At 71.2% G+C, this 19387-nt stretch carries 17 protein-coding genes; 8 read left to right on the top strand and 9 right to left on the bottom strand.

The genetic code is table 11. From position 1 onward, the window contains the following. Positions 1 to 99: 99 nt before the first annotated feature. Positions 100 to 918, bottom strand: coding sequence for a L,D-transpeptidase family protein (locus ACWCV9_RS20765; protein WP_450788758.1), 819 nt, complete (start codon positions 916 to 918; stop codon positions 100 to 102). 92 nt (positions 919 to 1010) lie between these two features. Here ACWCV9_RS20765 and ACWCV9_RS20760 point away from each other — a divergent pair, with 92 nt between their 5' ends. Then, positions 1011 to 2591: an acyl-CoA mutase large subunit family protein gene (locus ACWCV9_RS20760; RefSeq protein ID WP_450788516.1), complete on the top strand. Its 1581-nt coding sequence runs from the start codon at positions 1011 to 1013 to the stop codon at positions 2589 to 2591. A gap of 36 nt (positions 2592 to 2627) precedes the next feature. Here the strand turns inward: ACWCV9_RS20760 and ACWCV9_RS20755 are convergent, their stop codons facing one another. After that, a complete protein-coding gene (locus tag ACWCV9_RS20755; protein WP_450788514.1) occupies positions 2628 to 3998 on the bottom strand; it encodes an FAD-dependent monooxygenase in 1371 nt (456 codons plus the stop codon). 71 nt (positions 3999 to 4069) lie between these two features. Between ACWCV9_RS20755 and ACWCV9_RS20750 the strand changes: the two genes are divergently transcribed. Beyond that, on the top strand, positions 4070 to 4720 hold the full coding sequence (locus ACWCV9_RS20750) for a TetR/AcrR family transcriptional regulator C-terminal domain-containing protein (RefSeq protein WP_450788512.1): 651 nt from the start codon (positions 4070 to 4072) through the stop codon (positions 4718 to 4720). On the opposite strand, the gene ACWCV9_RS20745 is transcribed toward ACWCV9_RS20750, so the two are convergent. The 3 genes from ACWCV9_RS20745 to ACWCV9_RS20735 all read right to left on the bottom strand — a co-directional run bounded on the left by ACWCV9_RS20745 (position 4705) and on the right by ACWCV9_RS20735 (position 8270). Continuing rightward, positions 4705 to 5850, bottom strand: a complete 1146-nt coding sequence (locus ACWCV9_RS20745; RefSeq protein ID WP_450788511.1) for an acyltransferase family protein — start codon at positions 5848 to 5850, stop codon at positions 4705 to 4707. The genes ACWCV9_RS20750 and ACWCV9_RS20745 overlap by 16 nt on opposite strands. A 111-nt stretch (positions 5851 to 5961) precedes the next feature. Beyond that, positions 5962 to 7296 carry an alpha-2,8-polysialyltransferase family protein gene (locus ACWCV9_RS20740; RefSeq protein WP_450788510.1) on the bottom strand — a complete coding sequence of 445 codons (1335 nt, stop codon included), beginning with the start codon at positions 7294 to 7296 and terminating at the stop codon, positions 5962 to 5964. Further along, positions 7293 to 8270, bottom strand: a complete 978-nt coding sequence (locus tag ACWCV9_RS20735) for a glycosyltransferase family 2 protein (protein ID WP_385843521.1) — start codon at positions 8268 to 8270, stop codon at positions 7293 to 7295. Before ACWCV9_RS20735 ends, ACWCV9_RS20740 begins: the two co-directional genes overlap by 4 nt. Before the next feature lie 198 nt (positions 8271 to 8468). On the opposite strand from ACWCV9_RS20735, the gene ACWCV9_RS20730 reads away from it, so the two are divergent. From ACWCV9_RS20730 to ACWCV9_RS20715, 4 genes are read left to right on the top strand one after another with little or no spacing between them, the layout of a single operon-like run. Next, on the top strand, positions 8469 to 9779 hold the full coding sequence (locus ACWCV9_RS20730; protein WP_450788508.1) for a DUF6716 putative glycosyltransferase: 1311 nt from the start codon (positions 8469 to 8471) through the stop codon (positions 9777 to 9779). A gap of 20 nt (positions 9780 to 9799) precedes the next feature. Next, positions 9800 to 11017 carry a cytidylyltransferase domain-containing protein gene (locus ACWCV9_RS20725; protein WP_385843524.1) on the top strand — a complete coding sequence of 406 codons (1218 nt, stop codon included), beginning with the start codon at positions 9800 to 9802 and terminating at the stop codon, positions 11015 to 11017. A gap of 14 nt (positions 11018 to 11031) precedes the next feature. Continuing rightward, positions 11032 to 11967 carry an N-acetylneuraminate synthase family protein gene (locus ACWCV9_RS20720; RefSeq protein WP_450788506.1) on the top strand — a complete coding sequence of 312 codons (936 nt, stop codon included), beginning with the start codon at positions 11032 to 11034 and terminating at the stop codon, positions 11965 to 11967. Positions 11968 to 12005: 38 nt separating this feature from the next. After that, entirely contained in the window at positions 12006 to 13172 is a 1167-nt protein-coding gene (locus tag ACWCV9_RS20715; RefSeq protein WP_450788504.1) for a hypothetical protein, read from the top strand. A 98-nt stretch (positions 13173 to 13270) separates the two neighbouring features. Here ACWCV9_RS20715 and ACWCV9_RS20710 read toward each other — a convergent pair whose 3' ends face one another. The 3 genes from ACWCV9_RS20710 to ACWCV9_RS20700 all read right to left on the bottom strand — a co-directional run bounded on the left by ACWCV9_RS20710 (position 13271) and on the right by ACWCV9_RS20700 (position 14797). Further along, entirely contained in the window at positions 13271 to 13468 is a 198-nt protein-coding gene (locus ACWCV9_RS20710; RefSeq protein ID WP_450788502.1) for a hypothetical protein, read from the bottom strand. A gap of 142 nt (positions 13469 to 13610) precedes the next feature. Continuing rightward, the gene (locus tag ACWCV9_RS20705) at positions 13611 to 14552 is read right to left on the bottom strand and encodes a DUF2637 domain-containing protein (RefSeq protein WP_450788501.1); all 942 of its coding nucleotides are present in this window, start codon (positions 14550 to 14552) and stop codon (positions 13611 to 13613) included. Between the two features lie 8 nt (positions 14553 to 14560). Continuing rightward, complete coding sequence (locus ACWCV9_RS20700; RefSeq protein ID WP_450788499.1) at positions 14561 to 14797, bottom strand: hypothetical protein; 237 nt, start codon at positions 14795 to 14797, stop codon at positions 14561 to 14563. 1214 nt (positions 14798 to 16011) lie between these two features. Between ACWCV9_RS20700 and ACWCV9_RS20695 the strand changes: the two genes are divergently transcribed. After that, positions 16012 to 17250, top strand: a complete 1239-nt coding sequence (locus ACWCV9_RS20695; RefSeq protein WP_450788497.1) for an amidohydrolase — start codon at positions 16012 to 16014, stop codon at positions 17248 to 17250. Positions 17251 to 17350: 100 nt separating this feature from the next. Here ACWCV9_RS20695 and ACWCV9_RS20690 read toward each other — a convergent pair whose 3' ends face one another. Further along, positions 17351 to 17662: a hypothetical protein gene (locus tag ACWCV9_RS20690; RefSeq protein ID WP_385843535.1), complete on the bottom strand. Its 312-nt coding sequence runs from the start codon at positions 17660 to 17662 to the stop codon at positions 17351 to 17353. 467 nt (positions 17663 to 18129) lie between these two features. On the opposite strand from ACWCV9_RS20690, the gene ACWCV9_RS20685 reads away from it, so the two are divergent. Continuing rightward, a complete protein-coding gene (locus tag ACWCV9_RS20685) occupies positions 18130 to 19185 on the top strand; it encodes a BMP family lipoprotein (protein ID WP_450788496.1) in 1056 nt (351 codons plus the stop codon). Positions 19186 to 19387: the final 202 nt, after the last annotated feature.

Genomic DNA, 19387 nt, shown 5'->3' with positions numbered 1-19387 from the left:
CGGCCGTAGCACTGAGCCGGGGTTCCCCCCGTACCCGTGGCTCGTGCGCATGGCGCGGGCGGGACACGTTCCCCCGGTCCCGCCCGCGCCCCGAACGCCTCACCAGGAGACGACGACCTTGTCGCCCACCCGCACCTGCGCGAACAGCCGGGCGATCGCCGTCTCGTCCCGGACGTTCACGCAGCCGTGCGAGCCGCCCGCGTAACCGCGCGCCGCGAAGTCGTACGAGTAGTGCACCGCCTCGCCTCCGCTGAAGAACATCGCGTACGGCATCGGCGAGTGATAGAGCGTCGACACATGGTTCCGTGACTTCCAGTAGATGTGGAACACACCCTCGCGGGTCGGGGTGTACTGCACGCCGAAGCGCACGGCCATGGTCGACACGGTCCGCCCGTCGATCATCCAGCGCAGCGTCCGGCTGGTCTTGCTGATGCACAGCACCCGCCCGGTCAGGCAGCGCGGGTCCGGCGCCGCGGCCGGCTGGCCGCCCATCAGATACAGCTCCCACTTCCCCGGCGCATGCGTCATCGCCAGCAGCCGCCGCCAGGTCGCGGTGTCCGTCTCGCCGGTCCGCGGCAGCCCCCGCTTGCCCTGGAAGCCGCTGACCGCCCGCTCGGTCAGATCGTCGTACGACCCCGTCGGCCCGTCGAACAGCCAGTCCAGCTGCCGCAGCCGCGCCTGGAGCTCGCGCACGCCCGGCCCGCTGTCGCCGCGCCGCCACAGCACGGCGGGGGACGGCGTCGCCGCCCGCGCGCCGGGCGGGGCCTGGGACCGGGTCCGGGCGGGTACCGGCCCGCCGGGTCTGCCGTCCGTGCCCGCGGGCTGGACGGTGCAGCCGACGAGAGCAGTGAGGGCGGTGAGGGCCGTGAGGGTGACGGCACAGGCTCGTACGGCGGCGGGGCCGCCCGGCAGCTTCATGCCGAGGATGCTTCCCCGCGTGACCGCCGCCGAACGAGCGGGCATGGTGAGAAGTGACGGACGTACTGCCGTACCGCGGAGGCGAGGCATCCATGGCGCGTGAGTCGGAGTCGGGGCTGCCGATCGAGCCGGTCTACGGCCCGTCGGCGCTGGACGGCTGGGAGCCGGCCGTCAGCCTGGGCGAACCGGGCGGCTACCCCTTCACCCGGGGCGTGTACCCGACGATGTACACCGGCCGCCCCTGGACCATGCGCCAGTACGCCGGTTTCGGCACCGCGGCCGAGTCCAACGCCCGCTACCGGCAGCTGATCGAGCACGGCACGACCGGGCTGTCGGTCGCCTTCGACCTGCCCACCCAGATGGGCCACGACTCCGACGCGCCCCTCGCGCACGGCGAGGTCGGCAAGGTCGGTGTGGCGATCGACTCGATCGAGGACATGCGCGTCCTCTTCGACGGCATCCCGCTGGGCCAGGTCTCGACATCGATGACGATCAACGCCCCGGCGGCCCTGCTGCTCCTGCTCTACCAGCTGGTGGCGGAGGAGCAGGGCGTCCCGGCGGACCGGCTGACGGGGACGATCCAGAACGACGTGCTGAAGGAGTACATCGCGCGCGGGACGTACATCTTCCCGCCGAAGCCGTCCCTGCGGCTGACCGCGGACATCTTCCGCTACTGCACCGCCGAGATCCCGAAGTGGAACACGATCTCGATCTCCGGCTACCACATGGCCGAGGCGGGCGCCTCGCCCGTACAGGAGATCGCCTTCACGCTCGCCGACGGCATCGAGTACGTGCGGACGGCGGTCGCGGCCGGGATGGACGTCGACGACTTCGCCCCCCGCCTGTCCTTCTTCTTCGTGGCCCGTACGACGCTCCTGGAGGAGGTCGCGAAGTTCCGCGCGGCGCGGCGGATCTGGGCGCGGGTGATGCGGGAGGAGTTCGGCGCGCGGAACCCGAAGTCGCTGATGCTGCGCTTTCACACCCAGACGGCCGGGGTGCAGCTGACCGCCCAGCAGCCGGAGGTGAACCTGGTCCGGGTCGCCGTACAGGCCCTCGCGGCGGTGTTCGGCGGCACCCAGTCCCTGCACACCAACTCCTTCGACGAGGCCATCGCGCTGCCGACCGACAAGTCGGCCCGGCTGGCGCTGCGGACGCAGCAGGTGCTGGCGTACGAGACGGACGTACCGGCGACGGTGGACCCGTTCGCCGGCTCGTACGCGGTGGAGCGGATGACGGACGAGGTGGAGGAGGCGGCCGTCGCCCTCATGCGCAGGGTGGAGGAGTTCGGCGGGGCGGTCGCGGCGATCGAGCGGGGCTTCCAGAAGGCCGAGATCGAGCGGAACGCCTACCGGATCGCCCAGGAGACGGACTCCGGCGAGCGGGTGGTCGTGGGCGTCAACCGCTTCCAGCTGGACGCGGAGGAGCCGTACGAGCCACTCCGCGTCGACCCGGCGATCGAGGCCCGGCAGACCGAGCGGCTGCGCCGGCTCCGCGCGGAGCGGGACCAGGGCGCGGTGGACTCGGCCCTGGCCGCCCTGAAGAAGGCGGCGGAGGGCGAGGACAACGTCCTCTACCCGATGAAGGAAGCCCTGCGCGCGCGGGCGACGGTGGGAGAGGTGTGCGGCGCGCTCCGCGAGGTGTGGGGCGCTTATGTGCCGTCGGACGCGTTCTGATCCGGGCGGATACCCCGTAGGGGCGGCCGCGGCCGTTCAGAGGCCGACCGTGGGGAGGTAGGACTCCAGGCCCGCCGTCGTGTCGCCCGTCCAGGCGATGTGGCCGTCCGGGCGGATCAGGAAGACTCCGGGGCCGTAGCCGGCGGGGGCTGCGGGCAGGGCTCGGATGCCCGGGCGCGGTGCGGGCGCGCCGAGCAGGGTCCAGTGCGGGCCGCGGAAGGTGTCGAAGAGGCGGACGCCGTTCACCGTGCCGTCGGGGGCCCGGTCGCCCGCCTGGACGCCGGTCGGGTGCTTGCGGGTCTCCGCGCTCAGGGACGACGTCCGGTACCCGACGTCGAGCTGGACCGTGGCCCGGCCCCGGCGCACCTCGCCGCGGTGCACGCCCGTCGACAGCTCCAGCATCGCGGCCGCGTTCGCCCGGCGCTCCTCCTCGTAGGTGTCGAGCAGCGTCTCCGGGGCCCCGTCGCGCAGCACCGCGCCCAGTTTCCAGCCGAGGTTGTAGGCGTCCTGCACGCTGGTGTTCAGCCCCTGTCCGCCGGCCGGGGAGTGGATGTGCGCGGCGTCGCCGGCCAGCAGGACCCGGCCCACCCGGAAGCGGTCGGCCAGGGCCGCGCGAGGCCGGAACTCCGAGGCCCAGTGCACCTCGGCCAGGTCCCCGGCGTCCAGGTGGGTGCCGGCGGCGACCAGCCTGCGCAGTCCGTCGAGGGAGAGGTCCACCGCCTCGTCCTCCGCCAGGCGCGCCTGGAGCTGGAACCGGTCCGTGCCGGCCAGCGGGCACAGGCCGACGACGGTCCCCTCGTCCCCCGGGAACACATGCCAGTGCTCCCGGTCCAGGCCGCCGATCCGCACGTCCGCCACCAGGAACGGCGCCGGGTCCACCGTCTCCCCGGTCATGCCGACGCCCACGGCGCGCCGGATGGCCGAGCGGCCGCCGTCGGCCGCGACGATATACCGCGCGCCGAGCGTCGTACCGTCGGCGAGGCCGACCCGCACCCCGTGCGCGTCCTGCTCCACGCCCGTCACCTCGTGGCCGAAGGCGACCTTGCCGCCCGTCTCCAGCAGCCGTGCGTACAGCACCTCCTGGGTCCGCCACTGCGCGATCGACCACGGTTCGGCGTACGGCGTGCCCTCGTCCGGCGTGATCCGGTCGAACATCGGGCTGGTGTCGGCCGGTGTGCCGTCCCGCCACATCAGCCGTGGCGGCACCGGACCGCCCGCCGCGCGGATCCCGGCCAGCACGCCCAGGTCGTCGAAGACCTCCAGGGTGCGCGGCTGGAGGCCCTTGCCGCGTGAGCCGGGGAACAGGCCGTCGGCCCGCTCCAGCACCACCGCGTCCACTCCGCGCCGCGCCAGGTCGATACCGAGGGTGAGACCGGTCGGCCCCGCGCCGACAATCACGACATCCATCCCAGCTCTCCTTAACGTCGTTAAGTTCCGTCGCTCGCAAGGATGCCCTTAACGCTGTTAAAGTGTCAAGGGTGAGCCCCGAGAAACGCGCCCCCCTGGACCGCCGCCGGGTCGCGGACACCGCGCTGCACCTGCTGAACGAGGTCGGCCTGGACGGCCTGACCCTGCGCGCCATCGCCCAGCGGCTGGACGTCAAGGCGCCCGCCCTGTACTGGCACTTCAAGGACAAGCAGGCACTGCTGGACGAGATGGCGACGGAGATGTACCGGCGGATGGTCGCCGGAACCGCGCACCACCCGGACGACACCTGGCAGGAGCGGCTGCGCAAGGTCAACCGCGGGCTGCGCACCGCACTGCTCGGCTACCGCGACGGCGCCAAGGTGTTCAGCGGCTCACGCTTCACCGGCACCGACCACGCCCCCGAGCTGGAGGCCAACCTGCGGTTCCTCACCGGCGCGGGCTTCACCCTGGTCCAGGCCGTCCAGGCGTTCCGCGCGGCGCACCTGTACACCCTCGGCTTCGTCACCGAGGAGCAGGGCATGCAGCCCCGCCCGGACGAACCCCAGCAGGGGTACGACATCGGGGAGCGGGCCCGCCGGCTCGCCGACCACCCGCTCGCGGCCGAGGCCGGAAAGGTGCTCTTCGACGACTACGACCGCCAGTTCGAGGAAGGACTGGCGGTCGTGATCGCGGGAGTGGAGGCGCGCTACGGCATCGGCTGAGCGCGGGCCGGCGACGGTTTCAGCGCCCGCTTCAGCCGCGGCCCGAACGGTTTCTCCACCAGCCGGTGGATCAGCCAGGCCAGCACCAGCATGGCCACCACGGTCAGGGCGAGCGTCGGCCACGGCGGCAGCCCCAGGCCCCGGTGCAGCACCCGGATGACGAACCAGCCCAGGTGCTCATGGACCAGGTAGAACGGGTACGTCAGCGCGCCCGCCGTGACCAGCCAGCGCCAGGAGGCCCACTGGGTCCAGCCCAGCGCCACGGCGGCGACGGCGGCGAAGGCGAGAGTGACGACGAGCATCACGACGTACGGATCGCGGTGCGGATGCGGGCCCCACAGCCCGCGCGTGGCCTCGCTCTGCGCCAGCAGCCAGGACATCGCGACGATGCCCCAGGCGAGCAGATCGCTGCCGAAGCGGTGGATCAGATACAGGGCCAGCCCGCCGGTGAAGTAGGGCGCGTACTCGGGCATGACCAGCTGGTTCAGCAGGTCGTTGCCGGAGCTGTGGCACAGCACCGCGGCCGCCGTCCAGACACTGGCGAACAGCACCACCCGGCGGTAGGTCACCCCGCGCACCACGACGAGCAGGGCGAACAGCACGTAGAAGCGCACCTCGACCCAGAGGGTCCAGCACACGCCGAGAACCCGGGTCGCGCCCATCGGCTGCTGGAGCATCGTCAGGTTCACCAGGAACTCGTCCGGCCGCACCGGGTGGACCACGACGGGCAGCGCCGCGGCCGCGCCGGTGACCAGCACCAGGGCCACCCAGTAGGCGGGGTACAGACGCGCGACCCGGGAGCGGAAGAAGTCGCCCAGGGTGCGGCCCCAGCTGCTCATGCAGATCACGAAGCCGCTGATGACGAAGAAGAACTGCACACCGAAACAGCCGTACACGGCCACCCGGTACAGGGTGGGGAAGATGTGCCGCGGGTCCCCGTGCCAGGACCCGGCGACCGTGCCGCCGCGACCGGCGTAGTGGTAGAGGCAGACCAGCAGCGCGGCCACCAGCCGCAGACCGTCCAGGGCGAACAGCCGGCCCCGGCGACCCGTCGCGAGGACCCGGCCGGCGGCCGCCCGGGGTATGACAGGCCCCGCCTCGGCGGCAAGCCCGGGAGAGGGAGCGGGCATATACGGATTCTTCCTTCCTGCGTGCCTGCCACGAACGTCCTGCGTACCTGCCACGAACCGACCCGGCACCCGGGCACGGTCCCCGGGCCGGCGACACCGGCCCGGAGACCGTCAGCCGCGTGCGCTGCGGCGCAGGCTGCGGGCCTTGCGGGCCACGCGGCGGACTGTTGCGTTGCGGGGGATGAAGGCCAGTTGCGCCGGAACTCCGCCGGGCAGGGCCAGTGCGGACAGGCGCCGCCGCTTGAAGTAGCGCGCGGTGTGCGCGTCCAGGTTCCGGGCCAGCCAGCCCTCGGCCTCCGGGCGCAGCCCCGGCAGGATCTTCGGCTGCATCGCGAAGCCCACCGCGCGCACCAGCCCGCTCAGCGCCTCGACGGTCATGCCGCGGCGCTGCTCGGTGACGGCGGCCCCGTCGGTCAGCTCCGGCAGCAGCGCGTCCACGATGGTGACCGGGACCCGGTTGCTGTTCTCGTACGGCGTCAGCCCCTCCAGCAGCAGTTCGGTGCCGACCCGGGCGACCGGAAGGCCGTACAGGGCCTGCGCCGTGAGCAGCGCGGTGGAGAAGCAGCCGACGACCAGCGCGGGACGCATCCGCTGGTACAGCACCTCGGCCAGCACCGGGGTGTCGAGCACGGTCAGCTCGGCGTCCAGCCGCTCCGCCTCCTGCTCCAGGGAGCGGGTGTAGCGGGCCGGGGCCGAGGGGTGCGGCTTGAACACCACCTTGCGGTGGCCGAGCCGGACCGCGCCGCGCAGCATCCGCACATGCAGCGCCTCCTCCTGCTCGGCGGTGAGGATGTCCAGCGCGGACAGGTACTGGCCCAGCAGCAGCGCCGGTTCGTCGATGTCCGGCAACTCCGCGGCCTCTTGGGCGAGTTCGGCGAGCACCTTGGTGAAGGCCGGGCTCGGCAGCAGCTCGCCGGGCACCCCGAACTCGGTGAGCAGCAGCGGCTCCAGGCCCGGCACCAGGTCCAGGTGCAGCACCCGGTCCACCCGGGTGCCGACCAGCGGGTCGATCTTGTTGCGGGTCGGGCCGTAGCTCATCAGTCCGTCGGCGTACACCGTGACCGGGGCGCCGGTGAAGATCTGCGCGAGCGCCAGGGACGGGTTGACCTGGATCGACTCGACCGCCAACTCCACGTCGTCGGAGCCGAGTTGCCACTCGTGGCGCAGATAGCGCTCCCAGAGCGGCAGGTCGTCCGCGCGGGGTGCCCAGCCACCCGGGTGGAAGGGGAAGATCGCCGCGTTGTACGAGACGACGTCGTCGAAGCGGTCCCGCAGCCGCTCGAAGCCGGGCGCCTGGTCCAGCGCCGGAGTGATCTCCGGTGCGGCCGCGTTGTTGCAGACCAGCAGGATCCGCCGGTCGGCCGGGCGGAAGCAGCCGGAGTCCAGTGCGGCGGCGAGCGTGGCCGTGCCGTACAGCGTCGACGCCTGGAAGATCTGTGTGGTCACGCGGCGGCCCCCGCGGCGGCGGGACGGCGGCGCAGCCGGCGCAGCCGGGAGGCGCGCTGGATGTCCATCGAGTCCAGCGCCTCGTCCAGCACGTCCTGCGGCATGCGCCGCAGCGCGGCGGCACTCAGGGATTTCAGTTTCTTCGCCACCGCGGGCTCGAACCTTTCGATGGTTCCCAGATGATGGGAAATGATGGCGCAATAGGTGCGGACGGCCTTCGGCAACAACCGTGCGGCCTCCCGGTCCAGGGCGGTTTCCGCGATGACCTGATCGAACGCCCGAATGAAATCGAGTTGCCGCACATCGCCGATCTGGGTGAGCGAGGACGCGACCCCGCGCCGGTAGAACACCCCGAGCAGGCTCACCACGGCGAAGGACTCGGCCTCCCGGTGCAGCTTCCAGATCCACGGCCGGTCCTCGGCCGTGCGCAGCCCGTCGGTGAAGTGCAGCAGCCCCCGCTCCAGCAGCCGGCGGTGGTAGACGCCCGCCCACGCGTACGGGTAGTCCACGGACGTGGACCGGTCGGCGGGCAGTATCGCCTCGCGCGGGTCCAGCACCACGTTCCGCCGGCCGACCGGCACCCGGACCACGCTGCGCGCCCGCGCCGTGCACTGCACATGGTCGGTGCGCAGGAAGTCGCAGCCCAGCTCGTCCATCGCGGCGACCAGCCGGGGAAAGTAGCCGGGGGCGAGCCAGTCGTCGCCGTCCAGGAAGGTCAGATACTCGCCGCGCGCCCGGTCGATCCCGGTGTTGCGCGCGGTCGCCAGCCCGCCGTTCTTCTCGTGCCGGACCAGCACGGCCCCCGGCAGTTCGCGCTCGGCGCGCGCGAGAATCTCTGGGGTCCCGTCGCGGGAACAGTCGTCGACGAGAATGAATTCGAAGTCCTCACGCGCGTTCGCACCCAGACTGGTGAGGGTGTCGGGCGCGTATTGCTGCACGTTGTAGAACGGCACGATGACGGAGAGCTTGACCACGTCAGGGACGTTAGGGGGAAGCCCGTCATTCGTCTTGACGCTTCGCTTGATACCGGGTGAACGACACGTGGCGAAGCTGTGAACCGGGCTTTTTCGGGGGGAGTTCCCGGGCCGATTCGCCATTCGGCGGTGTGCTGTTAACCGTTTGTTGCATTCCGGTTGGGCGGAACCTCGGAATGCCTTCCTAGCGTCTTCGGCGTGCCAGCAAGTGCAACGAAGTCCCTGCGGGTCGCCGTTCTGGCGGACTCCGACACCCGGTGGAAGTGGGGGGCGCTCACCGCGCAGCGCCTCACTCCGGCGGCTGCCGGGGTCCGGCTCGACGGCTACCTCCTGCGGGGGCGCGCCACACCGACCCCCCGCCAGCTTCAGGAAGTCGGCGTCCGGGCGGACTCCCTGAGCGAGGTCACCGGCGTCGAGTTCCTGCGTGCGATGACCGCCGAGCCGTACGACATCCTCGTCCTCGCCCTGGTCGGCGGCGGTGTGCAGGCGATGCTGCACGGGCTGCGCAACGCCTGGGGCACGGGCCCGCGTCCGGTGGTGGTCACCGGATACGTCGGCGTCGTCTACGAGAAGCTCGCCGACGGGCTGCTGCTGCGGCACGGCGCCGACCTCGTCCTCGCCAACTCCCGCCATGACGCGGACCGGTTCCGGGCCGTGTACGAGGGGGTGGGGGCCGACGCCTCCGCGGTGACCGAGGTCGCGCTGCCCTTCCTCGGCGGAGCGCCGTACACCGGTGAACACGACCCCTACACGGTGGTGTTCGCGGCCCAGCCGTCCGTCCCCGACAACCGGCGGGACCGCACCTATCTGCTGGACCGGCTCATCGAGCACGCCCGCCGCCACCCCGAGCGCGAGGTGCTGCTCAAACTGCGCTCCAAGCCCGGGGAACACACCACCCACATCGAGGAGCTGCCGTACCAGAAGCTGGTCCAGGGCAAGGAGCTGCCTGCCAACTTCCGCCTCGTGTACGGCCACATGGGCGAGGTTCTCGACCGCACCGACCTGCTGGTGACGGTCAGCTCCACGGCCGCGCTGGAGGCCCTGCACCGCCGTATCCCCACGGTCGTCCTGACCGACCTCGGGGTGCGCGAGATGCTCGGCAACCACCACTTCACCGGCTCCGGCTGCCTCGCCTCCTGGGACCAGCTCGACGCCGGACACCGGCCGGTGCCGGACGAGGAGTGGGTGTCCCGGCAGGGCGTGGCCGCCGACGGCGGCTACGAGACGGCCTTCGACACGGCCCGCGCCCGCATCGCCGAGCTGCTGGACCGCCCGGGCGGGCTGCCGCCCCTCACCCCCTACTACACCCCCCGCACCGCCCCCGGCTATCTGCCCGGCATCCTCGCCCGGCACCACCTCGGCCCCGACGGCGCCCCGCTGCCCGGCGCGCCCGCCGCCGACAAGGCACCCGGACCGGTCCGCCAGATCGTCCGCCGGGCCGCGCGCGGCGCCTACCGCCACGGCGTGCAGCGCGTGGCCCCCGTGATCCGCCGCATGGGCGAGCTGTGAACCCCCAAGGAGTGGAAACCGTGTCCGAGACAGCAGTCGGCGTGCGCCGCATCCTCGCGGTGATCCCCGCCCGGGGCGGCTCCAAGGGAGTGCCCGCCAAGAACCTGGCCCCCATCGGCGGCGTCCCCCTCGTCGCCCGCGCGGTCCGCGAGTGCCTGGCCACCCGGCTGGTCACGGACGTGGTCGTCTCCACCGACGACCGGGCCATCGCGAACGCGGCCCGCGAGGCGGGCGCCGAGGTCGTACTGCGCCCCGCCGCCATCGCCGGTGACACCGCCACCTCCGAGGCGGCCGTGCTGCACGCGATGGACGCCCACGAGGCCCTGCACGGCGCCGCCGTCGACGTCGTCGTACTCGTCCAGTGCACCAGCCCCTTCCTCGTCCGCGAGGACGTCGACGGCGTCGCCGGCGCGGTCGCCGAGCAGGGCGCCGACACCGCCGTCACCGTCGCCCCCTTCCACGGCTTCGTGTGGCGCCACTCCGACGAGACGGCCGAGGGCGGCTTCGGCGTCAACCACGACAAGTCCTTCCGCCCCCGCCGCCAGGACCGCCCCCAGGACTTCCTGGAGACCGGCGCCGCCTACGCGATGGACGCGGCCGGCTTCCGCAAGCACCAGCACCGCTTCTTCGGCCGTACGGAACTCGTCCGCACCGACCCCGCCCGGGTCCTGGAGATCGACGACCCGCACGACCTCGCCCGCGCCCGCGCGCTCGCCCCGCTCTTCGACGCGGACCGCCCGGGCGCCCTCCCCACCTACGACGACATCGACGCCGTCGTCCTCGACTTCGACGGCACCCAGACCGACGACCGGGTGCTGATCGACTCCGAGGGACGGGAGTTCGTCTCCGTGCACCGCGGCGACGGACTCGGCATCGCGGCCCTGCGCAAGAGCGGCCTGAAGATGCTGATCCTGTCCACGGAACAGAACCCGGTGGTCGCCGCCCGCGCCCGGAAGCTCAAGCTCCCGGTGCTGCACGGCATCGACCGCAAGGACCTCGCCCTCAAGCAGTGGTGCGAGGAGCAGGGCATCGCGCCGGAGCGCGTGCTCTACGTCGGCAACGACGTCAACGACCTCCCGTGCTTCGCCCTCGTCGGCTGGCCCGTGGCGGTCGCGAGCGCCCACGACGTCGTACGCGGCGCCGCACGCGCGGTCACCACCGTCCCCGGCGGTGACGGCGCGATCCGAGAGATCGCCAGCTGGATCCTCGGCCCCTCTCTCGATTCCCTCCCCGAGTAAGGACACCCCCAGTCATGAGCAACTCCCGTCTGCGCACGTTCGGTTCGCGCGAGGTCGGCCCCGGCCGCCCCGTCTACATCTGCGGCGAGATCGGCATCAACCACAACGGTGAGCTGGAGAACGCCTTCAAGCTCATCGACGTGGCCGCCGAGGCCGGCTGCGACGCCGTGAAGTTCCAGAAGCGCACCCCGGAGATCTGCACCCCGCGCGACCAGTGGGACATCGAGCGCGACACCCCCTGGGGCCGGATGACCTACATCGACTACCGCCACCGGGTGGAGTTCGGCGAGGACGAGTACCGCCAGATCGACGCGTACTGCAAGGAGAAGGGCATCGACTGGTTCGCGTCCCCGTGGGACACCGAGGCGGTCGCCTTCCTGGAGAAGTTCGACCTGCCCGCCCACAAGGTCGCCTCCGCGTCCCTCACGGACGACGAGCTGCTGCGCGCCCTGCGCGACACCGGCCGTACGGTCATCCTCTCCACCGGCATGTCCACCCCGCGCCAGATCCGCCACGCGGTCGAGGTGCTGGGCAGCGACAACATCCTCATGTGCCACGCCACCTCCACCTACCCGGCCAAGGCCGAGGAGCTGAACCTCCGCGTGATCAACACGCTGGAGAAGGAGTACCCGAACGTCCCGATCGGCTACTCCGGCCACGAGACCGGCCTCCAGACCACCCTGGCCGCGGTCGCCCTCGGCGCCACCTTCGTGGAGCGCCACATCACCCTCGACCGCGCCATGTGGGGCTCCGACCAGGCCGCCTCCGTCGAGCCGCAGGGCCTGACCCGCCTGGTCCGCGACATCCGCACCATCGAGGCCTCCCTCGGCGACGGCGTCAAGAAGGTCTACGACTCCGAGCTGGGCCCGATGAAGAAGCTGCGCCGGGTCACCGGTGTCGTCGCCGAGGCGGAGATCGCGGCCGCGGCCGGCGAGCCGGTCGCGGTCTGAGCGTTCTGATTCCCTTACGACGGGACGGTCGTACGCCGATGAGCCCCCGCGCCGGTCACGCCGGCCACCCTCCCCGCACGCTCGCCTTCGTGGAGAGCCCCGTCCAGCTGCTGAACGTACTGGAGTGGGCGCACCTGCACGGCCTGCACGGCGCGGACCCGGACGGCACCGGGCCGGCCGCGCCGCTGCCGTGCGTGCCGACGCAGGTGCGGCGGACGGTGACCGGCGACTCGCCCCGCACCGGCGCGGAACTCACCGTCGTCGTCCTGTCCCCGACCGACCCCATGACCCGGGGCCAGCTGCGCCGCATGGCCGACCTGGCCCGGGACGAGGGGTACCGGGTGCGCTGGGAGGAGGCGCGGGGCGGTACGACGGCCCCGTTCGCGACGATCGGCGGCCTGGCCGGTGCGCTGCGCCGCGCCGACCGCATCGTCATGGGGGACCCCTTCTCCCGCTATGTGCAGCTGCTGCTGACGATCACCCGCGCCCGCGACCTGGTGGTCGTGGACGACGGCACCGCGACCATGGAGTTCGTCGCCCAGCTCGCCCGCGGCGAACGCCTGGTGCGCTGGCACCGCAAGGGCGGCCGCCGCGGCCCCCGGGACCTGCTCTTCGCCCCGGTCTCCGCCTCGGCCCGGCGCCGCCTCACCCCGAGCGACCGGCACCGGGTGGAGATCTTCTCCTCCATGCCGGTGACCCAGACGCCGGACGGAGTGACGGTCACGGCGAACGACTTCGCCTGGACCCGGGCCCGCTTCGGCCCGCCGCGCATCACCAAGGGCGCCGACATGGTCGGTACGTCACTGGTGGAAACCGGTGTGGTGGACGGCGACCGCTACCTCGAAGCCGTCCGCAACCTGGCCAAAACCCACGGCGCCACCCGCTACTTCGCCCACCGGCGCGAGAACACCGGCAAACTCCACCGCCTCGCCGCCGAGACGGGCCTGGAGATAGTCCGCCCGGACCTGCCGCTGGAACTGATCGCCCGCAGGGGCCCCATCGGCCGTACGATCCTCAGCTTCCCCTCCACGGTCGTCCACACCCTCCCGCTGGCGCTGACCGGCACCGGGGTCCGGGTGGCGGTCTGCGACATCGACCCGAGCTGGCTCACCGACTCCGCGTCCCCCCGCGCCCAGGGCTTCCTGTCGGGCGTGACCGGCACCGCCCGCGACGTCCACCGGCTGACGGCGGTGACCCCGGCGTGACGGACGGCCCCCCAGGGCCTCTCTTCCGGATCTTGCCGTGTCGCGGGTCGGCCAGGTCGTGCGGTCGCTCGGGGCCGGCCTGATCCGGAAGAAAGACCCTAGGTCGGGGTGGTGCCGCAGCCGGTCGGGCAGACCCAGAGCCGGAACGGCAGTCCGCGGTAGCGCACCTCGCCCAGCACCCGGCCTCTCGGCCCCAGCGGGAGGCCGCAGTCGGCACAGTCGATGCCCATCTGCTGGCGGGGCCGGAGCCGGGCGACGTCGGGCAGGAGCGGGGGCGCCGAGACAAGGGTGTTCACGCGCCACCCCCGGCCGTCCGGCCCCGGGCGGGCCGGACGGCGGCTGCCCGCACCGGCGTACGGAAACTGCGCATCGATGTGGAACCTCCAGCTGTGCCAGGCGGAAGCGGACCCCGGCTCGGCGGCGCCGCCGTGAGAACGGTCAGGGACGGTCGCCGGGCCACCCGAAGCGACGCGGGTGACCGGAGAGCGGGTCGTGGGCCGCAGGACCGCCGGCCCCCACCCCTCCCACCGGTCCCGCGAAGTCCCCCGGTGGCAGGTCGCCGCTCGTGTACGGCGTGCCCTCCTGGGGCGCCGCCGCTTCCTCCACGGCCGCCTTCTCGGAAGGCTGGGACCGGTGCCGGGGGAAGGTCCGCCGGGGCGGTCTGGTCAGGGTGACCTGCCGCACCACCTGCTGGAAGCAGGCCAGCGAGGCGAGACTCGGCAGCGCGGCGGCCACGGTGTCCACGATGTTCTTCGGCGCCTGCGCCACACACAGGGCCATGGCGATGGCGGAGAACACCAGCAGGACGGACCAGGAGTGCAAGGCCCGGCGCTGGTGCAGTGCCGCCCGGAGGATGGACAGCGACGCCACCAGCCAGGGGCCGAACACCAGCACAGGCCACCAGGAGACCACCCCGCTCTCCGTCCGGGCCGCCGCCACTAAGCGCAGCGGGTCGTAGGCGATCAGGCCACCGAAGATGCTCACTCCCGAAGCGATGACGGTCGCGGCGGCGGCGATGAGACAGCTGGCGATCCGGATCCTGCCGGGACGCTGTCTCCGGCGGTCCTTGCGGTGGCCCCGCGGAGCCGCCTTCACCGGGGGCAGCTCCGCCGTGAGTTCCACCAGGGCCTCGCGGGGCGTCTTCGGCTCCGGAGCCACGGGGTGGTCCTCATAGCGCGGGCCCGGGATCCTGCTCTGCTCCTCCATGGTGTCCCGGAGCATGTAGGCCAGTTCTTCCGCGGGGTCCCAGCCCGAGTCCGGGGGGACCAGAGGGTGCGGGAAATCCTCGGTGGGCGACCGGTGCCGCCCCCTGCCGTGGTAGTAGTCGTCGGCATAGTCGGCGGGGAAATCCGGGTACGATCCCATTGTCTCGTGTTGCATGGGCGATGTCATTCCGTCGGTGAAAGACGGAACCAGGTGTCCGCGCCCGCCCAGCGTTGGGAGATGTCACTCTCCAGCGAGTTCATTCTGTCCATGAATTCCTGGAGGATCTCCTCGGTCGCCTCCAGTGTGACAGGGAGACCGCCCCTCATCAGAACCCCTTTGGCGCTGTGCATTTCGGCGGTTGCCGGCAGGTAGGTATAAGAACCCAGTCGCACGGGACGCACCCTCAGAGCCTTCGTCATGCTGCAACTAACGGCACCAGGCGGCGATGGGTGTGCGGCAAAAGAGTGAAGAAAGTAGCCGGACAAACACCTTGTCTCGGTGTCGTTCGGCCCTATGCCCATCCTGTATGAGAAATGGAAAAGCAGGTGGTACGCGACGATGGCGGGATCAGAAGAAAAGTTTCCTCAGAGGGTAGGGGCTGTTTCTCTTCCGGCCGCAGCCCCTGGAGCGGATTGTTAGGATTTCCTGCCGTCGGAGCAGCCCGGTGCGTCACTCATGGTCCGCACCTCGCGCTGCAGCACTTCCCCCATGCGACGCCATCGCCGCAATTCCACGGTGTCGGTCTGCCGCATTCGGAGCTGGTGGGGTCGTACGAAAATGGACCCTGCGGTACAGAGGGAAGTACATGTGATAACCGTCCAGACGAGCATGGTCCCCATTTTTTTCTTCTCCCGTGTGACGTGCGGATGGGGTCGCAGATTATCCATGTCGGGGCGCGGCACCCCACATACGCGCGATACGGAATAATTCGTCACTCGAAGAGCGGACTAAAAGTAAATTAGGGGCGAGTTCCTCCGCAGCTTGATCTTTTACCCGCGCCGTGGGACGAATGGGAGCAGTTGAAGGCGGACGCGGAAGCGGACGCCAAGTGGGCACCGAAATTGCGGGCGTTGACGGCCGACGACGACCTGGTGGGGTCCGGCCGGGACTGGACCGACGTCACGAGCGACACCGACGGTGTCGTGCGCGGACCTGACGGACGAGCAGCAGGCGCCCTACGTCTCCATGCATCCCGACTCCATCGGCGCCATGGACGGCCTCACCGCCCCCGTGCGGGACGAGGCCAACCGTCTCGCTCGTCGCGGACGGCCCTCGTGGCCCACTCGTCCGACGGCCGTCTCTCCGCCGACCTGCGCCTGTGGCGGGAGCCCGCCGGCAGCGCGCTCGCCCATGATCGAGGTCACCGTGGTGTCCGACTGCTTCCGCAGGGGGCCGGCGGCCGCGCCTTCCCGCCGCCGGAGGGCGCGTCCGGGGGGTCCGGTGCGTGGACATCGCGCGCGTGATCGTGGCGTGACGTGGTATGCGTGGAAGGAGGAAACAAGGGTTTTACCCATCAGAGTCCGCCGCCATGCGTCCGCCGGTCAGATTTTATTCCCCTAACGGGCTGAACTTTTGTTGATCCAGGGGTACTTGACCGGCCGGGCGTCCTACCCTTCAGAGGGTGAAGCAATTGATGTCCCTAGAGTCCGAGGCCGGCCTCGCGGGGGATGTGCTCCCCGGGGTGCTGAGCGAGTCCCTGCACACCGAACTCGTCGCGTTCCGCCGCGACTTGCACATGCACCCCGAGCTGGGCAACCAGGAGTTCCGAACCACCGCCGCGATCAAGGAGCGGCTGGAGCAGGCCGGGCTGCGGCCCCGCGTCCTGTCCGCCGGAACCGGACTCGTGTGCGACATCGGACTCGCCGAGGGGGAGCGGTCGGCGGTGCCGCTGCTGGCGCTGCGGGCCGACATCGACGCCCTCCCCATCCCGGACACCAAGACCGACTGCCCGTACCGGTCGACCGTGCCGGACCGGGCGCACGCGTGCGGACACGACGTGCACACGACCGTGGTGCTCGGGGCCGGGCTGGTGCTGGCGGACCTGCACGCCAAGGGGCTGCTGCCCCGGCCGGTGCGGCTGGTCTTCCAGTCCGCCGAGGAGCTGATGCCCGGCGGTGCCCTCGACGCCATCGAGGACGGGGTGCTGTCCGGCGTCGGGCGGATTCTCGCGGTGCACTGCGACCCCCGGGTGGACGCCGGGAAGATCGGGCTGCGGCACGGGGCGATCACCAGCGCCTGCGACCGGCTGGAGATCGCCCTCGACGGGCCCGGCGGCCACACCGCCCGGCCGCATCTGACCACCGACCTGGTCACCGCCGCCGCCCGGGTCGCCGTGGACGTGCCCGCGCTGATCGCCCGCCGGCTCGACACCCGGGCGGGGCTGGCGCTGACCTGGGGGCGGATCGAGTCAGGACACGCGCCGAACGTGATCCCGCAGCACGCCGAGCTGTCCGGCACCGTGCGCTGCCTGGACCTGGAGGCCTGGCGGCAGGCCCCGGACATCGTGCACGCCGCCATCGACGAGGTCGCCACCCTGCACCGGGCCAAGTCGGAGATCACCTATGTACGCGGGGTGCCGCCGGTGGTGAACGACAAGGACTCCACCGAGCTGCTGCGCCGCGCCATGGCCGCCCGGCGGGGGCGGGACTCCGTCGAGAGCACCGAGCAGAGCCTCGGCGGCGAGGACTTCTCCTGGTACCAGGAGCATGTGCCGGGCGCCATGGCCCGGCTCGGCGTCCGCCGGCCCGGCGAGCGCACGGTGCGCGATCTGCACCAGGGCGACTTCGACGCCGACGAGCACGCGATCACGGTCGGCGTCGAGATGTTCACGGCGGCGGCCTGCCTGGACGCCAGGTCCCCCATGGAGGACTGAGCCGCAGCAGCGGCACCGGCAGAAGGCTGCCCGGCGCGATGCCGGACAGCCTTCTGTCGTATACAGGCCCTTCTCCCGGGCAGAGCCCTGCCGGGCAGGATCAGACCGGCTCGTCGGTCTCGATCTTCATCCGGAGGACACCGACGCCGGAGTGTCCCGGGTCCGAGCTGCACGTCGCATGGGAGGTCTCGCCCTTGCGCGTGTTGACCCAGTTGCCCTCCATGTTGAAGGTGTGGCCGTTCGGGCCTACGCACACGGCCCAGACGCGGTGCACGCTGAAGCGGGTGTCGCCGCCGGTGCACTTGCCGTAGGCGGTGCCACCGTTCTTGGACGTCCAGGTGGTGCAGGTGGAGTCGGCGGAGGCGGGCGTGGCCGCCAGGACGACGAGCGCGGTGCTGGCGGTGAGACCCACGCCGACAGCGGCGGATACGGCCTTACGGAAATTCAAGAGTTCCCCCTTGGTCGATCCAGAAGATCTGGATGATCGGACGATCGGAAAGATCGACTTTGGTCAGAAGCCGAAGATCGCCGCGGTCAAGCTAGCCAAGCGGGAGGCGGCTTGCAAGGGTGTTCGATCAACCTGCCGGGCCGCCTCCCGGAGGCCGGGCAGGCGGAGCGAGAGGTTCCGCTGTCCGGCGCAACACACCCGTAAGCCATTCGTGCCCTGTGCGCGACGACGGCGTGAGAGATCACAGACCCCGAGTTCAGGCAGTGTTTGCCTCGAATCGATAACGGCTTCGAGAGGGGTGTTTTTCTGACATCTACGCGCGTTACGATGCCGCGAAGCCGACGCCGATGGGGGCGTCTCGGCCCGAGCACTGGCATGGTGCTCACATCAAGCGCCGACAAGGCGCTCAGGTCAGGTGAAGGAGCCTTCCCGTGCGCCGGGTAGCCAAGCTTTCCGCTGCGTGTCTCGCCACCGCAGCCCTCGCACTGACTGCCACAGCCTGTGGCAGCACCTCGTCCGACAACAACGGCACCTCGCCGTCCTCCGGCGGAGGCAAGGGTGTCAAGATCGGTCTCGCCTACGACGTCGGCGGCCGTGGTGACCGGTCCTTCAACGACTCCGCCGCGCGCGGAGCGGACAAGGCCCAGAAGGAGTTCGGCGGCTCGATCAAGGAGCTGACCGCGAAGTCCTCGGACACCCCCGCGGACCGTGTGCAGCGCCTGACCGACCTGGCGGACGCCGGCTACAGCCCGATCATCGCCGTCGGTTACACCTACGCGCCCGCCGTCGAGCAGGTCGCGAAGAAGTACCCGAAGACCTCCTTCGGCCTGGTCGACGCCGTGGTCGGCGGCAGCAACGTCAACAGCATCACCTTCACCGAGGAGCAGGGCTCCTACCTCGCCGGTGTCGCGGCCGCGCTGAAGACGAAGAAGGACCACGTCGGCTTCATCGGCGGTGTCGACAGCCCGCTGATCAAGAAGTTCGAGGCGGGTTACGTCCAGGGTGTCCACGACACCAACAAGAAGATCAAGGTCGACACCCAGTACCTGTCGCACGGCTCGGACACCTCCGGCTTCTCCAGCCCCGACAAGGGCAAGGAGGCCGCGCAGGGCATGCTCGACGGCGGCGCCGACGTGATCTACACGGCGGCCGGATCCTCCGGCAACGGCGCGATCGAGGCCGTGCACGGCGTCAAGGGCGCCTGGGCCATCGGCGTGGACTCGGACCAGTACAACATCCCGGGTCTGGCGCAGTACAAGAGCTCGATCCTGACCTCCATGGTCAAGAACGTCGACGTCGGCGTCTACGACTTCATCAAGTCCGTCCACGACGGCAAGCCGCTGTCCGGCAACAACGTCTACTCGCTGGCCAAGGGCGGCGTCTCGCTGGCCACCAGCGGTGGCTTCATCGCCGACATCCAGCCCAAGCTGGACGCCGCGAAGAAGGACATCGTCGACGGCAAGATCAAGGTCAAGACCACCCCGTGATCTGACGGTCCGGGGGTCCCGGACCCGCCCGCGGCCCCAGCGCCCGGGCGGTCCGAGGACCCGTCGGATCAGGTCCGTCCAGCGGACCTCGGCTCGGCGCGGGGGAGCCTTCGGGACCCCCTCGCCGAGCCATAACAATGTGTCAACTCTACGCGTGTAGCACGGAGTTGCCGCGCTAGCGTCGCCGACGCCCAGCCCTCCC

The organism is Streptomyces sp. NPDC001606 (assembly GCF_053596835.1).
Note: the sequence above shows the minus strand (reverse complement) of the source record. Positions and strands in the feature narration are given on the sequence as shown.

What these genes read in the sequence shown, in the direction of transcription:
- ACWCV9_RS20715 (WP_450788504.1), top strand. Translation starts at nt 12,006, where the DNA reads ATGAGCCCCCGCGCCGGTCACGCCGGCCACCCTCCCCGCACGCTCGCC.
- ACWCV9_RS20765 (WP_450788758.1), bottom strand. Translation starts at nt 918, where the DNA reads ATGAAGCTGCCGGGCGGCCCCGCCGCCGTACGAGCCTGTGCCGTCACC.
- ACWCV9_RS20720 (WP_450788506.1), top strand. Translation starts at nt 11,032, where the DNA reads ATGAGCAACTCCCGTCTGCGCACGTTCGGTTCGCGCGAGGTCGGCCCC.
- ACWCV9_RS20755 (WP_450788514.1), bottom strand. Translation starts at nt 3,998, where the DNA reads ATGGATGTCGTGATTGTCGGCGCGGGGCCGACCGGTCTCACCCTCGGT.
- ACWCV9_RS20700 (WP_450788499.1), bottom strand. Translation starts at nt 14,797, where the DNA reads ATGACGAAGGCTCTGAGGGTGCGTCCCGTGCGACTGGGTTCTTATACC.
- ACWCV9_RS20745 (WP_450788511.1), bottom strand. Translation starts at nt 5,850, where the DNA reads ATGCCCGCTCCCTCTCCCGGGCTTGCCGCCGAGGCGGGGCCTGTCATA.
- ACWCV9_RS20705 (WP_450788501.1), bottom strand. Translation starts at nt 14,552, where the DNA reads ATGCAACACGAGACAATGGGATCGTACCCGGATTTCCCCGCCGACTAT.
- ACWCV9_RS20695 (WP_450788497.1), top strand. Translation starts at nt 16,012, where the DNA reads ATGTCCCTAGAGTCCGAGGCCGGCCTCGCGGGGGATGTGCTCCCCGGG.
- ACWCV9_RS20760 (WP_450788516.1), top strand. Translation starts at nt 1,011, where the DNA reads ATGGCGCGTGAGTCGGAGTCGGGGCTGCCGATCGAGCCGGTCTACGGC.